Origin of the sequence: Dactylosporangium sp. CA-139066, from assembly GCF_050936175.1 — a bacterium.
In the GTDB taxonomy this organism is placed as follows: domain Bacteria; phylum Actinomycetota; class Actinomycetes; order Mycobacteriales; family Micromonosporaceae; genus Dactylosporangium.
The window spans coordinates 3317477-3331267 of record NZ_JBNJNH010000001.1 but is presented as its reverse complement, the minus strand read 5'-3'; the positions used below and the strand labels follow the sequence as shown (position 1 = coordinate 3331267).

Genomic DNA, 13791 nt, shown 5'->3' with positions numbered 1-13791 from the left:
GAGCCTAGTATCCATCGGATACTGTGTCGACGCGGGAACCGCGGGCATCGGGCGGGAGCTCGCGGCGGCAGCGGCCGCCCGCCCAGCCCAGCGCGGTGTTCAACCGGGACGCGGCGTTCACGCTCGTCCTCGCCGGCATCGGCGCGCCCTCGGACACCGACGCGATCAGGAGACCGGTGGCTACCCGGCTCCGAAACGGATCCGGGTAGCCACCCAACTCCTGCCTCATGGCAGAACCCGGCCGCTGTCTACGTCGAACACCATCAGGTGCTGGATGTCGAACGCGAGCATGATCGGCTCGTCCACGCCGGCCCGCGATCGACCGCTCACCAATGCCACCAGGGTCGGTGCGGGCGACCGGTCACCGTCGGTATCGGCCAGTTCAAGATGGATGAACTGCTCCGGGCCGACCGGCTGGATTCGCCGGACCACACCGTGCAACACCACGACTGCCGGTCCCGCCGCGGCGGGACGCCCGACCATCGCGTCCTGCAGGTGTTCGGGCCGGACCCCGACGACAACCGGCCGGCCGAGGTAGCGGCGCAGGAAAGGGCGAAGCTGCAGTAGTCCCGGCATCGGCACCTGTTGCCCGGACACGGCGAGGACCGCGGTACCGAGATGCTCGACGAGTGTCGCCGACACAAGGTTGGTCGGTGGCTCGTCCGCGGCCAACGGGTCGGTGTTCCGGTCCAACACGTTGCTGATTGGCATTGGCCTCCCCGATCGCGTGCGCACCGTGTCAGACGAGTGTTGGTGCTGCGCCACGCGGCGCACCAGGGATGGCCACGACGTGTGACCGTTCCGCAAAACGCCTCACAAGATCACAATGCTCGGGCGGGCGCCGCTGCGGCCAGACGGGGCAGCGATGGGATTGCCGCAACGGTTGTCCGGTCCGGCGACAACCCCGCGGCACTGCCCGAGACCCCGATCATCGCGATCCACCGCTCCGACTCCTCGGGCACGACCGACAACTTCACCACGTACCTCGACACCGCCGCAGACGACTGGCCACACGGCCACGGCAAGGACTGGAAGGCCCCCGGCGGCCTCGGTAAGGCAGGCACCAACGGCGTCGCCGACGCGATCACCACCAAGCGCGGTTCCATCGGGTACGTCGAATGGGCCGCCGCCCGGCACCGCAACCTGAGCACGGTCGGCGTCTTCAACGGTGGCGGAGCCTACGCACGGCTCAGTGCCGAAGCGGCGAGCGCGACGATCGCCGCTTCCACCATGCTGGGCAGCGATGATGACCTGAGGCTTCAGGTCAATTACCAGACGACGGCACGCGATGCGTACCCGATCGTCATGGTCGTCTTCGAGATCGTCTGTACGCGCGGCATCCGGGCCGACCGGCTTGCCCTGCTGGCGGCGTTCCTCGGGTATGTCATCAGCGACCCCGGGCAGGAGCTCGCGACCGATCTCGGGTACGCCCCGGTGCCCGCGTCCCTCCGTACCAAGGTGGCGTCCGCTATCGCCGGAATCCGGTCCTGACGACAGAGCGGTCCACGACGTAGCAGTGCCGGCGACCGAGGTTTCGGTCGCCGGCACTGTTGTGGAACTGTTCCGCTGGGCCAGGCATTGTGGATGTCGTATTCGGGCTTGGTTCGACCACGTCAGGGTGCTGCGCTCGCCGCGTCGAGCGTGAGGCTGCGGTGGAGCACCGCCAGCAGCGCGTCGCGTACCGAGGCTCGGCTGCGCGCGTCGAAGGTGACCAGCGGGACATCCTCGTCGACGTCGAGCGCCCATCGCACGTCCTGCAGGTCGTGGCTGATCATTCCATCGAACATGTTGATCGCGACGATGAAGGGCATGCCGGCTCGCTCGAAGTAGTCCACGGCGGGATAGCAGTCGTCGAGCCGTCGGGTGTCCACGATGACGAGAGCGCCCAGCGCTCCCTCGGTCAGGTCGTGCCACATGAAGCCGAAACGGTCCTGGCCCGGCGTGCCGAAGAGGTAGAGCCGTGTCCGGCGATGATCACCTGTGCTGTCTTGTCCGTTCGCACCCCGCGCATCGGTCTCACCGGTGTTTCACCTGGCTGTGATCTGGGTGAAGGCCCAGTCGGACTGGGCGATGCCGGAGCAGGTCTCCTGGACGCCGCCGCCAGCACACCCGCGGTCGCCGTTGACCGACCAGAACGCGGGCCGGGCGATGTGGTTCGCGTTCGTCCAGTTGCGGATGTTGGTCCAGATCGCTGTCGTGGTGATCTCGGACTGGTCGGAGTAGCCGTTCATGCCGGAGATGCCGACATGGGTGTACGCCGTGGCGTCGGACCAGCCGAACGCCGTCTTGAGCTGCTTCTTCAGGCCGTTGGCGGCATTGACGGTGCTGCCGTACATTTCGGCACCGCCGCCGAAGTCGAACGGCATGATGGTGAAGACGTCGATGTTCGCCCCGAGCGCGGCGCGCATTCTCGGCGCGCTGAAGATCGTCAAGCAGAACAACCCGGGCATCAAGACGATCGTCACATTCGGTACGTCGACCACCGACCCGAGCTACTGGGCCAGGCAGGCTTCCCTAGGAGGCGGCTGGTTGGTATCCGGGGCGGTTCGCGGTCCGGTGTGAACGGAACTTCGCGCGGTACTGCTGGGCCGAGATCCCGACCTCGCGGCGGAAGATCTGGCGCAGATTGCTGGCTGAGCCGATGCCGGTCAGCGCGGCGATCCTCGCGATCGGTTCGTCGCCTGCCTCGAGCAGTCGCTGTGCGGCGAGTATCCGTTCCCGCGTGAGCCATTGCTGCGGGGTGGTGCCGGTGAGGCGCTGGAATCGTCGGGTCAGGGTCCTCGGGCTCATGTGCATTTGTGCGCCCATTGACCGTAGGGACCACCGCTGGTCCAGGTGCTGGCGCATCCAGTCCAGGAGGTCCGGCAGCGGGTCGCCCGGGTCGGGGCTGAGCGGGATGTCGACGAACTGGGCCTGGCCGCCGCTGCGGTAGCCGGCGAGCACCATTCTGCGGGCGAGGGTGGCGGCGGCGTCCGCGCCGAAGTCTCCACGTACGACGTGCAGGGCGAGGTCGATGCCGGCTGACATGCCCGCGGCCGTGAGGATGCGGTGATCGTCGATGAACAGGGCGCGCGAGTCGACGGTGGCGGTGGGGAACAGTGAGGCGAGCAGCCCGGCGGTCGACCAGTGGGTTGTGACCCGACGGTGGTCGAGCAGGCCGGCGTGTCCGAGGATGAAGGCGCCGGTACAGATCGACATGAGCCGCGCTCCGCGCCGGTACGCGCGGCGCAAGGTCGTCAGCAGCGCCGGGGGTGGGGAGTCCTTCTCCGGTATCCAACCTGGAACGATCAGCAGGTCGGCCCGTTCCGCTTCTTCGAGCGCGTACGGCGCGTGAACGCTGACCCCGCTGTCGAGTTCGACCCGGCCGGGCATGACGGCACAGTTCTTCGTCTGGTACCAGGACCCGAACCGGTCGGAGTAGTCGATGCCGAAGATCTCGTTGACGGTGATGTAGTCGAAGCTGCCCGCGCCGGTGTAGAGCAGCATGGCCACACGTGGGCCGTCGGGCGGCATCGCGCACCTCCTGCGCCTCGCATGCTGTCGGGCCCCTCGGGCGAGATGGGGCTAATGCTCACATCGTAGGAAGAGCCACCGGCCGGATGGTGACAGTGTCCGGTCAAGGATCGACAGGATCACGCCAGTCGTCCGCGCGGGTAGCAACCGGCACACCGCCATCGTTCTAGCGTCGGTGTGGACGATCGGCTCGGTCGGATCGACAGAGGCGCGCTGCGACGAACGGCGGCGATATACGTGAGACAGGCGGGCGACATGCGTGAGGCGCTTGCCGGGCTTCGGCGCAGGGGCTTGCCCACTGCTACGGCCGCCACGGTCGCCGGTTCCATGGGCATCGCCGGACGGGCGGGTGCTGTTCCGGCCCGATGGAGGGAGCGGACGGCGGTGCTGTCACGATCAGTCGGCGCGTTCAAGGTGGTACCACTGCTTGACGCCTCAGGGCCGTTCTTCCTCGACCGGCAGCAGGCGTTCCCCGGGGCGACGCCGCGCGACTGGGACCTCGCCCGGCGCGTCGATCCTGACGCGTTCGGCTCCGGCGAGACCTGGCGGCTGGATTTCCGCTGCTTCCTGGTCTGCGGTCCAGGGGACCGGCTGACGCTCGTCGACACCGGGGTGGGGCCGGCCGGCGGCCCGGCCGCTGGCTGGGCACCGACCCCGGGTCAGCTCCCATCCGAATTGAGCCGGGCCGGCATCGACGAGGCCGACATCGACGTCGTGGTGGTGACCCATCTCCACGAGGACCACTACGGCTGGTCCGTCAGGCCAGATGGCACGCCCATGTTCCCCAACGCTCGGTACGTCATCCAGCGAGGCGAGATCGCCGCGCTGCCGGCCGGCGATGCGGCCATCGCATACGTCGTCGATCCACTGCGTGCCGCCGGGCAGCTCGACCAGATGGATGGCGCCGCACGGCTCGCAACCGCCCGCGGGGAACCGGGCGGGGCGATCCGCGTGACACCGACGCCCGGGCACACGCCCGGCCACCAGTCGGTGATCGTCGACGGTGACCGCGACCAGGTCATCATCACCGGCGACGCGCTGGTACATGCGGTCCAGCTGGTCGCCCCGGCGGTGGCGTACCGGTACGAGGCAGACCCGGAGGCCGCGCGCAGGACCCGTGAGCGGCTTGTCGAGACCGCCTGTCGCAGACACGCGGTGCTGGCTACCGCACACCTGCGCCAGGCATGGACAGTGCTGCGGTGATGGCGACCGCCCCGTGCGCCCGGCGGTGGGGTACGGCGGCACTGGCCGCCGGCCTCGCCGCACCCGCAATCCTCCGACCTTGTCGCGCTCAGGCAGTGCCGCCAGCGCCCCGAGCCGACCAGTGGTGGTTCACGTTCTGGCATGTGGATACGAAGATCTGGGCAGTCACCGGCACCTTCAAACAACTCGATCAGCGGCACCAGCCAGGCGTCGGCGCTGACCGCCGCCGTCGCGCTGGTGCACTCCCGGCCGACCTGTCTCCGGCGACATGGCAACAAGCGCCTCCGTAGGCCGTTTGACACGCAGAAAGGATTCCCTGGCCAGCGACGGGATGTGTTCCCCGACCTCTCAGGGCCGCTTTGACAGCGACGACACAGGCGGCCCGCACCTTCCGGAAAGGACTCATGAATATGCGACCAAGGCAACTCGCCTGGCTCCGGCGGCTGCTGATCGTACCGTTACTGAGTCTGTAGTCAGACATCAGCATTCCATGCGTTTCCGCGCGGAAGGTCCTTAGACCGCGTCTCATTTGGGGTTGTTTGTCGCAATAAGGTGGAGTCGTGTGGCGCGGCGAAAGCAGATGACGGCGCAGGCGAGGTGCAGGAAAGCAGTGAAGTGGGCGGCTTTGCGTTCGTAGCGGCGGGTCAGGCGCCGGAACCGGGAAACCCACTCGAGGGTGCGTTCGATGACGTAGCGGTGCCGGCCGAGGCGGGTGGAGGATTCGATGCCCTTGCGGGCGATCCGGGCGATGATGCCCCGCTTGGCCAGGGCCCTGCGGCAGGAGGAGTAGTCGTAGCCTTTGTCGCCATGCAGTTTGCGTGGGCGGCGGCGAGGCCGGCCGACCGGCTGACGGATCGGGGCGATCGAATCGACCACCGCTTCGAGCATCCGGTGGTCGTTGACGTTGGCCGCCGATACGCACACGGTCAGCGGTATCCCGGCCCGGTCGCTGCACGCATGGATCTTGGAACCCGGCTTGCCGCGGTCCACCGGGCTGGGACCGGTCAGATCCCCCTTTTCAACGCCCGTACGTGCATCGCGTCAACCGACGCCCGTGACCAGTCGATCCGCCCGGCAGCGCCGAGGATGTCCAGCACCGCCCGGTGCAGCGCGACGAACACCCCCGCCTCGACCCACTCGGTGAACCGCCGGTGCGTGGTCGCCCGCGACACCCCGAACGACGCCGGCAACGCACGCCAGGAACACCCGCTCTGCAGCACATACAACATTGCCGCCAGCAACGCCCGGTCATCACCCCGGCGGCGTCCACCGCCCTGGTGCCTTTGCGGCGCAGCCGGCAGCAACTCACGAGCCAGCAGCCACAACGATTCCGGACAATATTTATCTACATCGGTCACAGCCATCGACCGAACACCTTACCCGGCCTGCAACCCAAATGAGACGCGGTCTTAACGGTGTCACCACAGTCCGGGTTGGGTTGTGGTGTCCTGTTGAAGGTCTCGCGTTTCTGTCCGACTGTGGGTCGGTGTTGCGCCACCTGCCCGCGCCGCCGGGTCCTTGCGGGCCTGGCGGGTGGTGCGGGTCTTCTGGTCGGCTCCACGCGGTTTCGGCACGTGCGTGCCCAGGTCTCCGGCCACTCCGGTACCTGTACTGCAAGCCGCAGCGAGGGCGGCGAGGTTACTGGCTGCGTTCTCGTCCCGGTCCATGACCAGGCCGCAGCCGTCGAGGCCGGCGCAGCGAAATACTCGGATGTGCAGCGGCAGCTTGGCTTTCACTGCGCCGCAGTTCGAGCAGGTCTTTGAGGACGGGAACCAGCGCGAGGCGACGACGGTGCGGCATCGGTTCCACTGGCTTTTGTAGGTGAGTTGGCGCCGGATCTCCCCGAACCCGGCATCAGCGATCTTCCGGGCGAGGCGCCGGTTCTTGAGCATCCCGGCGACATTGAGGTCTTCCACCACGACCGTGCCGTACTCGCTGCCGATCGTGGTGGTCAGTTTGTGCAGCGCATCAGCCCGCAGGTTCGCGACCCGGTGATAGATACGAATACGTTCGGCGTTGGCCTCGACCCATCGCTTCGACGGCTGCTGCCCACTACGGCGATCCGGGCCCTGACGGCGGCAGACGCGGCGGGAGAGCCGTTTGAGCACCTTGAGCACGCTGTCGTAGTGGGCCGGGTTCGGGATGGAGCGGATCTCACCAGCCGAGTCGGCCATGACCGCGAGTACCTTCACCCCGAGGTCCACGCCGACCGTCACATCGGAACGGGCGACCTTGGTGGGCTCGCGCTTGACCTCCACCTGGAACGAGACGAACCATCGGCCACGGTCCTGCCGCACAGTGGCGGACAGGACACGAGCCGTCCCGTTCACGATGCGACGCTGGAGCTTGCGGGTCTTCTCGTGCGTGCGGATCGTGCCCAGCCGGGGCAGGGTGACGTGCCGGCGGTCAGGCTCGACGCGGATGGTTCCGGTGGTGAACCTGCAGGCGAGCCTTGCTCGGTGCTTCGACTTGCGGCGCGGCATGCCCATACGGGCGCCCTTGCGTTTGCTGTTCTTCGACGTCGCGTAGTTGTCGAACGCCGCGGCGGCGTTGGCAAGGCCGGTGTTGTACGCCTCCTTGGAGTTCTCCTGCCACCAGTCCGCGAAGCGCGGGTCGGTCCGCTTGACCGCATTGAACGTCTTGCGCAGCGCAGGCAAGCTCCATGGCCGCCACGGCGTCAGCTCGGCTTCGGGGATGCCGTAGGACTCCTCCGCCTTCCGCTGCCACCACGCCGCTGTCACCCAGCCAACAGCCCAGTTGTACGCGGCCCTGGCAGCACCGCAATGCGAATGCAGCGCGGCCTCCTGGCTCACGTTCGGGTCCAACGCAAACTGGTACGCCTGGACCACGAAACCGGGCTGCGGCTGGAACGTCTTCACGCCGCGCAGTCCCCCCGGTGCACGATCCACGTCGAGTGGTCGCCTGGGTCGATCCCGGCCCACCGCAGGGCGGCGATGTCGAGGTCAGAGAGGAGTTCGGGGATGATCTTGCCGCACACCTCGGTGTGGGCGCGGCACAGTTCCTTGCTGGCACGCAACGCCATGTCCTGAGCGATCAGCTCGGCATCCGGGTTACGGAAGTGCTTCGCCCCGGCCAACAGCCGCTTGGCGACCTTCTCCGTCAGGTTGAGCATGCGGTGCTCGTACTCGATGTCGGCCCGGCGCTCACGGTACGCACGCTCGGCTTGCCACTCCGGCGCGTTGCGTGGGTCGACCGTCCACGCCGTGGCCTGCTGCGGAGCCAGCGTCGCGGTCACGCCAGCGCCACGCATCCACCGGGCTATCTCGTGGACCTTCATGTGCATAACGTTCGCTGTGGGCACGGGACACAGGGCGCGGTCCGCCGTCTTCTGCAGGCTGAGGGGCTTCCTCGGCACTACTGGTCTTCCTTTGTGGTCGCCGCGGCGATGGCACGGGCGGCGCGGTTTTTCGCGGCCCGCTGCCCGTACAGGCGGGCACACATTGAGGCGAGCACGTCGGTCATGTCCTCGTCGGTGGTCTCCTCCGGGTCGAGGACCACCAGCTCGCGACCGGTCGCCGATAGGGTGGCTTGCAGGTGCTCGACGCCAAACCGGGCGAGGCGGTCCCTGTGCTCTACGACGACCACGGCAACGTGCGGGTCGGCGAGCACACGTTGCAACTTACGACGCTTGCCGTTCAAGCCCGAGCCAACTTCGGTCACAACCTCGCTCACGGCCAGGCCGCGCATACCGGCTTCGGTGACGACGCGGGCGACCTGCCGGTCAACGTCCGGCTCCTGATCCGCCGACGACACCCGGCAGTACGCGACAACACGGCCGGAAACCTGCTTGCGCGACTCCTCCACGATCCACGCGCCCGGAGGGTGCCTGGCGGACGGGGACGGGCATCTGCCCATCCTTCACCCACCGCCAGGCGGTAGCTCACACCTTGCCGGCGTGCCCACTCCGCGAGCTTCACCCAGCCAGCATATACGACCACAGATGACTATGTTTGCCCATAAAGTCCGGAGCAGTTGTTACCCCCTCGCCCTTGCGACGGTGGCATCCCTCGGCATGTTCGCGCCCCCCGCGTTCGCCGACGACCCGGCTGACCCCGCCGTGGCGGCCGCCCTGGCGAGGATTAACGACGGCACCTACACCCAGGCGGACATCGATCTGATCAAGACGGATCCGGTGCTGGCCGACGAGGTCCCCGACCCCTCAACCAATCTGGCCGCGATGGATGTGTCGGGCGGCGACGCTAGTCCGGTCTACACCATCGACGCCACATCGTGCTGGCACGTCACGGTCACCGTCCGGCGGCGTAGCCTTCTCGGCAGCACACTGTACAAGTGGCACCACTACGTCGAGTGGTGTGGCACGAGCTCCGGCAAGAAGGTCACCAAGTGGCGGCAGCGGTACGATTACGTGACCAACGCGTCGAGCGTCGTCTACGTCCGCGAACTGAATGCCGAGTCGCACAGCTCCACGCCCGTCTACAACGTGGCGACCTCGTTCCGCCAGCGGCACATCGAGTACTGCGTCGTCAAGTACGGCTGCTACACGAGCCACTACCCGCACAGCAAGATCTGGGTCTACTGGTGGGGCGGATACGCCTACACCGCTTCCAACGCGTAGGCGTCCGCCCAGGGCTCGCCAACAGCTGGGGTGCCTGACCCCACACCTGGATTACCCTGGCGGCAAGTTGCCGGTGGGCATGCCCACGCTTGACATGCAGGTCGGCCGGACGCGCTGCGACCGCGTCTGGCCGATCTCTGCTTCCGCAGCGTCTTCACGGTGCCCCGATCCAGGCGACCGGTCGCCGGCCGACATGGTCTTCGGTTCACGTCGACGACCGCACGCCCGGCGGTTGCGCACCAGCAACGGCACGCGCCAGCGGCAACCCACCAAGATCAGGTGCGCGCAACTGCGACCGCGGCCCGCCACCGGCTTGAACCGGATCGCACCCGAGCATCCACGAGCAGACGCCCCGAGCCGCCGTCGTCTGCTTACGACCGGTCCGTTGATACGCCGGCGTCGTGTCGCAGAAGGAACGAGTCGGCATCGGTGCCGCGCAGCACGGCTGACCGCAGGGTCGTGGCGGCCGATGAATTGCGAGTGCGCCTGTCGTCTCAATCGCGTCAACCGAGGCGAGCTCTCCTGAAAGGCAGGTTCGATGGATGGATCGGCATCCCCGGATCCGCGTCGTTGGTGGGTCCTGGTCATCTGCTGTCTCTGCATGGTCGTGCTGGTCATCGACACGTCGGTGCTCAACGTTGCCATCCCCACGCTGATCCGCGAGCTGGGTGCGAGCAGCTCGGACATCCAGTGGATCCTCGACTCGTACATCCTGGTGTTCGCCGGTTTGCTACTCACCGCGGGCGGCCTGCTGGACCGCCACGGCCGCCGCCGCGGTCTCGTCATCGGCCTGGCGCTCTTCGGAGTCGCCTCCCTGGCGGCGTCGTTCGCCGCCTCTCCCGGCCAGCTCATCGCCGCGCGGGCGGGGATGGGTGTGGGCGGGGCGCTGGTCATGCCGGGAACCCTGGCGATCCTGACCGCGGCGTTCGACCCGGCCGAACGTAAGCGGGCTTTTGCCGTCTGGAGTTCGACACTGGTCCTTGGCGCGCTCGCCGGGCCGGCTGTGGGCGGTCTGCTGTTGCGGTACTTCTGGTGGGGTTCGGTGTTTCTGCTCAACGTGCCGGTGGCGATGGCCGGCGTGCTCGCGGCGGTGCTGATCATTCCTGAGTCACGAGCGCCGGCGCGTCGCCCGGACCTGGTCGGGGCCCTGCTGTCGATCATCGGGCTGACGGCCCTGGTCTGGGCCGTCATCGCCGTGGCCGGGAACGGCTGGTCTTCCGTCGTCGTCCTCACCGGGTTCGGGATCGCGGCGCTCGGCCTCACTGCGTTCGTGCTGTGGGAGCGGCGGCAATCCGAGCCCATGCTTGCCCTCGAGCTGTTCAAGGACCGGACCTTCAACGGCGGAAGCCTCTCCATCGTGCTGCTGTCGTTCGCGGGCGGTGGCGTGATGCTCGCGCTCACCCAGTACCTGCAGTTCGTCCTCGGATTCGACGCCCTGCGAGCGGGTCTGGCACTCGCGCCGCTGCTGGTGTCCGTCATGCTGTTCAACGCCGTCGGTGTCGCCGTCGACAAGCGGTTCGGAGCGCGGGTTGCGGTGAGCGGGGGCCTCCTGCTGCTCGCCGCCGGGTTTGCCCTGCTCGCCACAACCGCCGCCGGCGATAGCTACCTGCGGCTGGTGCCGGCACTCGTGCTCACCGGTGCGGGCAGCGGCATGGCCGTGCCGGCCTCGTACGGCACCGTCCTGGCCGCGTTGCCTCGGGAGCATGCGGGCGTGGGATCGGCCGTCAACGAGACGGTCCAACAGGTCGGTCAGGCACTCAGCGTCGCCGTCCTGGGAAGCATCCTCACCGCGGCGTTCACCGCCGCGATGCCCCGCGGTGCCGGCTCCGCGGCCCGGCAGTCGATCGGCGACGCGCTCGCTCTCGCCGCGGCTACCGGCGACGCCGAGCTCACCCACGCCGCCAAGCGAGCGTTCGTCCAGGCCATGTCGCTGACGACCCTGGTCGGTGCCGTCGCCGCGACCATCGCCGCCGCGGCAACAATCGTGCTGCTCCGCCCCGGCAACCGATCGAGCCGGATGCCGCCCGTGTCCGCCGCGGAGCACGCGCCCGCGGCCGCTTCCCCCGAGATGAGGTACCCGTCATGACGCTCAACTGGGCAGTGACAGATGCACGCTCCGACCGCTGGACACCAGGCCGGCCCCGAAGCGGCTGCCGGCCCGTCGGCGTCGCCGGTTGTCACTGGGTAGCGTCGCCCACGGCGGGCGCCCGCGTCGTGAGGGGATGAGATGCCGCGCGAGGACAACGTACAGCTGCCGTCTGTCTTTCACGAGCTGGCGGCCGCGCGGTCGATGGGCCCTCAGATCCGCGCCATGCAGACCAGCTCCCGGCTGCAGGCGGCGCGGAACAAGGTCCTGGCCATCGGCATCTTCGGGCAAGGGGCGGTGGTCGGCTTCCGGACGGACCAACAGCCATTCCATTTCCGGTACGACGAGGTCACAGAGTTCAACCAGTTCGTGGTGCGCAAGCACTACAACAGCATCTATCGAGGCACCGACATCACGTGCTGGTTCAAGCTCAGCGACGGCCGCGGGTACCGGGTGGGCGGAGAGACGACCCTGAAGGTGCGGCACATCGTCGACGACCTTCGCCAGTTCGTCGACCCCCGAATCGCGACGGCGCAGTTGCCGCGGATGCAGGCTGCGCTGCGGCAGGGACACAGCATTGATTTCCGGGGCTACGTGATGGAGCCCGGTGGTCTGCATCTGCCAGCCCGGTTCGGCAAGGGGAAGCGGCTGATGTGGGCCGAGATCCAGCAGGCGCGCCTCAAGGCGGGTGCCGTCCAGGTGATGGCTCGGGGAAAGCGCTGGCCGTGGGCGTCGGTCGGCGTCCACCGCGTTCCCAACCTGACCGCCTTCATGACCCTGGTCCACGCCGCAACATCCAACTGACCCGCGCCGGCACAGACATTGCCCGGCTCCCGATCACGGCGGTTGATTCGATCCACCCCGGCCTACGGCCGGGGCGGATCCCGGCACGTCCGCGCCAGGCGCAGCTGGTGCCGGCGCGCATCGCGGCGGCGCGGGCGTCGCAGCGGCCGAGGTTGCTGACAGTGCGTCCAGGCGCAGCTTGACGAGCTGGATCAGCTCGCGGCGGGCGGCGCGCAGGCCGGCCGGGTCGGCCGGAGGCAGGCAGGCGCCTTTGACCGTCAGGATCACGAGCCGCGCGATAGGCCCGCTCCGCCGGCGCGGGAGCGGTGCCATCATGCGCTCCAGCGCCAGCCGCCAGCGCTCCTGCGCCTGTACCACGGTCTGCGCGACGAGCGGGTCCCGGCGTGCGTGCACGGCGACCTCCGCCAACACGTGCGCCAGCCGCGGATCGTTCTGCAGCAGCGCGAAGACCCGGTCCAGGTGCGCCGACACCCGCCGGGCCGGGTCGGTGAGCTCCGGCGCCGCGGCGTGCCGGAGAAACACGTCGTGCCCGTGCTCGACCACGGCCCTGATCAGGTCACCCTTGCTCGTGAGGTGGTAGTGCACGGTGGCGATGTTCACCCCGGCCGCGGCGGCGACATCGCGCATCCGTAGCCCGTACAACCCTTTGTCGGCCACGCACCGGTAGGCCGCCTCGACGATCGCGTCGCGGCGCCCGGACTCCCGCTGTGATGTCTCCACCCGGTGACGGTACCGCTGACAGGCGATACGATCCAATCAATCAGTTGATTGGAGCCCTGGCATGCAATCGGCATTGAACCTGGCCATGCGGGCAATCCTCGCCACCCCGCTACTGCACCGCACCGTCAGCAACCGCGTGCTGCTCCTCGACGTCATCGGGCGCAAGTCGCAGCGGCGGTACCGAATCCCGGTCGGCTACGTCGCGACCGCGGACGGCCTGCTCATCGGCACCGCCGGCCGCTGGCGGCGCAACCTGCGCCCAGACGTGCCGGTGCGGGTCACGGTCGGCCGCCGGCGGCGCGACATGCTGGCGGAGGTGGTCACCGACGAGGAATCGTGCACCGAGCTGTACCGTGCGATCCTGGCCCACAACCCGGTCCACGGCCGCTACGCACGGATCCGCCCCACGCCCGGCGGCGCACCGGACCCCGGCGACCTCCGCGCAGCCCTCGCCCGGGGCGTCGCAGTCGTCCGCCTCCACTAGAAGCCGCGGTACTGGGCGGACTGGGCACCATCCGCGCCACCCACCGACGAGCCGCGGGTGGAATCGCCGCCGACGCGTGCGGGCCGGGTAGCGCGGCCGCCTGATGCACCGCAACCAGCGGGTTGACGCGCTCGGCATTCAGCCAGGCGGTCACCTCCGCCACCCACCCACCGGTGGGTCCCCGACGCCGGGTCCGGACAGCCACCTGTCCGGACCCGGCGTCCCGAAAACGAGATTCATTCGGATGACCTCCAGCTGACCCTGGGCTACGACGGTGTCACGGCCCAGCTGTCGGCCGGCCGGGCCAATGCCCTACTCGGCGTCGCCTTCGCCGCGAGGCACGGCGACCGGGCTATCCGTGGATTCGGGTCTGCGGGCGCGCCC

The 13791-nt window shown here is 68.5% G+C and carries 13 protein-coding genes and 2 pseudogenes; 6 read left to right on the top strand and 9 right to left on the bottom strand.

All coding sequences use genetic code 11. The features are described from left to right. Positions 1-225 precede the first annotated feature (225 nt). Complete coding sequence (locus tag ACQEVU_RS15160; RefSeq protein WP_433323798.1) at positions 226-711, bottom strand: TOBE domain-containing protein; 486 nt, start codon at positions 709-711, stop codon at positions 226-228. Between the two features lie 81 nt (positions 712-792). On the opposite strand from ACQEVU_RS15160, the gene ACQEVU_RS15155 reads away from it, so the two are divergent. Continuing rightward, a complete protein-coding gene (locus ACQEVU_RS15155; RefSeq protein ID WP_433323796.1) occupies positions 793-1491 on the top strand; it encodes a substrate-binding domain-containing protein in 699 nt (232 codons plus the stop codon). A 122-nt stretch (positions 1492-1613) separates the two neighbouring features. Here the strand turns inward: ACQEVU_RS15155 and ACQEVU_RS15150 are convergent. The 3 genes and pseudogenes from ACQEVU_RS15150 to ACQEVU_RS15140 all read right to left on the bottom strand — a co-directional run. After that, a pseudogene (locus ACQEVU_RS15150) lies at positions 1614-1964 on the bottom strand (GTP-binding protein); the annotation flags it as partial. A gap of 63 nt (positions 1965-2027) precedes the next feature. Then, positions 2028-2465, bottom strand: a complete 438-nt coding sequence (locus tag ACQEVU_RS15145) for a hypothetical protein (protein WP_433323794.1) — start codon at positions 2463-2465, stop codon at positions 2028-2030. A 49-nt stretch (positions 2466-2514) separates the two neighbouring features. Next, positions 2515-3486, bottom strand: a complete 972-nt coding sequence (locus ACQEVU_RS15140) for a GlxA family transcriptional regulator (protein WP_433323792.1) — start codon at positions 3484-3486, stop codon at positions 2515-2517. A 204-nt stretch (positions 3487-3690) separates the two neighbouring features. Between ACQEVU_RS15140 and ACQEVU_RS15135 the strand changes: the two genes are divergently transcribed. Beyond that, the gene (locus ACQEVU_RS15135) at positions 3691-4716 is read left to right on the top strand and encodes an MBL fold metallo-hydrolase (RefSeq protein WP_433323790.1); all 1026 of its coding nucleotides are present in this window, start codon (positions 3691-3693) and stop codon (positions 4714-4716) included. A gap of 525 nt (positions 4717-5241) precedes the next feature. Here the strand turns inward: ACQEVU_RS15135 and ACQEVU_RS15130 are convergent. The 4 genes and pseudogenes from ACQEVU_RS15130 to ACQEVU_RS15115 form a co-directional block, all read right to left on the bottom strand. After that, a protein-coding gene (locus ACQEVU_RS15130; protein ID WP_433321780.1) for an IS5 family transposase occupies positions 5242-6080 on the bottom strand; the annotation gives its coding sequence in 2 pieces (ribosomal slippage) (positions 5242-5733 and positions 5736-6080; 837 coding nt in all). Between the two features lie 54 nt (positions 6081-6134). After that, positions 6135-7595, bottom strand: coding sequence for an IS607 family element RNA-guided endonuclease TnpB (gene tnpB, locus ACQEVU_RS15125; protein ID WP_433323788.1), 1461 nt, complete (start codon positions 7593-7595; stop codon positions 6135-6137). Beyond that, complete coding sequence (locus ACQEVU_RS15120) at positions 7592-8014, bottom strand: hypothetical protein (RefSeq protein WP_433323786.1); 423 nt, start codon at positions 8012-8014, stop codon at positions 7592-7594. Before ACQEVU_RS15120 ends, tnpB begins: the two co-directional genes overlap by 4 nt. A gap of 77 nt (positions 8015-8091) precedes the next feature. Next, a pseudogene (locus ACQEVU_RS15115) lies at positions 8092-8654 on the bottom strand (IS607 family transposase). A gap of 95 nt (positions 8655-8749) precedes the next feature. Here ACQEVU_RS15115 and ACQEVU_RS15110 point away from each other — a divergent pair. The 3 genes from ACQEVU_RS15110 to ACQEVU_RS15100 all read left to right on the top strand — a co-directional run bounded on the left by ACQEVU_RS15110 (position 8750) and on the right by ACQEVU_RS15100 (position 12203). Further along, positions 8750-9313 (top strand): hypothetical protein, encoded by a 564-nt coding sequence (locus ACQEVU_RS15110; RefSeq protein WP_433323784.1) that lies wholly within the window; start codon positions 8750-8752, stop codon positions 9311-9313. A 601-nt stretch (positions 9314-9914) separates the two neighbouring features. Then, positions 9915-11399, top strand: a complete 1485-nt coding sequence (locus tag ACQEVU_RS15105) for an MFS transporter (RefSeq protein WP_433323782.1) — start codon at positions 9915-9917, stop codon at positions 11397-11399. A 141-nt stretch (positions 11400-11540) separates the two neighbouring features. Continuing rightward, positions 11541-12203, top strand: a complete 663-nt coding sequence (locus tag ACQEVU_RS15100; protein ID WP_433323780.1) for a DUF6585 family protein — start codon at positions 11541-11543, stop codon at positions 12201-12203. A 33-nt stretch (positions 12204-12236) separates the two neighbouring features. Here ACQEVU_RS15100 and ACQEVU_RS15095 read toward each other — a convergent pair whose 3' ends face one another. Beyond that, the gene (locus ACQEVU_RS15095; protein WP_433323778.1) at positions 12237-12923 is read right to left on the bottom strand and encodes a TetR/AcrR family transcriptional regulator; all 687 of its coding nucleotides are present in this window, start codon (positions 12921-12923) and stop codon (positions 12237-12239) included. A 61-nt stretch (positions 12924-12984) separates the two neighbouring features. On the opposite strand from ACQEVU_RS15095, the gene ACQEVU_RS15090 reads away from it, so the two are divergent. Beyond that, complete coding sequence (locus tag ACQEVU_RS15090) at positions 12985-13407, top strand: nitroreductase/quinone reductase family protein (protein ID WP_433323776.1); 423 nt, start codon at positions 12985-12987, stop codon at positions 13405-13407. The last annotated feature ends 384 nt before the right edge of the window (positions 13408-13791 follow it).

What these genes read in the sequence shown, in the direction of transcription:
- ACQEVU_RS15090 (WP_433323776.1), top strand. Translation starts at nt 12,985, where the DNA reads ATGCAATCGGCATTGAACCTGGCCATGCGGGCAATCCTCGCCACCCCG.
- ACQEVU_RS15110 (WP_433323784.1), top strand. Translation starts at nt 8,750, where the DNA reads ATGTTCGCGCCCCCCGCGTTCGCCGACGACCCGGCTGACCCCGCCGTG.
- ACQEVU_RS15100 (WP_433323780.1), top strand. Translation starts at nt 11,541, where the DNA reads ATGCCGCGCGAGGACAACGTACAGCTGCCGTCTGTCTTTCACGAGCTG.
- ACQEVU_RS15105 (WP_433323782.1), top strand. Translation starts at nt 9,915, where the DNA reads ATGGTCGTGCTGGTCATCGACACGTCGGTGCTCAACGTTGCCATCCCC.
- ACQEVU_RS15140 (WP_433323792.1), bottom strand. Translation starts at nt 3,486, where the DNA reads ATGCTGCTCTACACCGGCGCGGGCAGCTTCGACTACATCACCGTCAAC.
- ACQEVU_RS15160 (WP_433323798.1), bottom strand. Translation starts at nt 711, where the DNA reads ATGCCAATCAGCAACGTGTTGGACCGGAACACCGACCCGTTGGCCGCG.
- ACQEVU_RS15120 (WP_433323786.1), bottom strand. Translation starts at nt 8,014, where the DNA reads ATGAAGGTCCACGAGATAGCCCGGTGGATGCGTGGCGCTGGCGTGACC.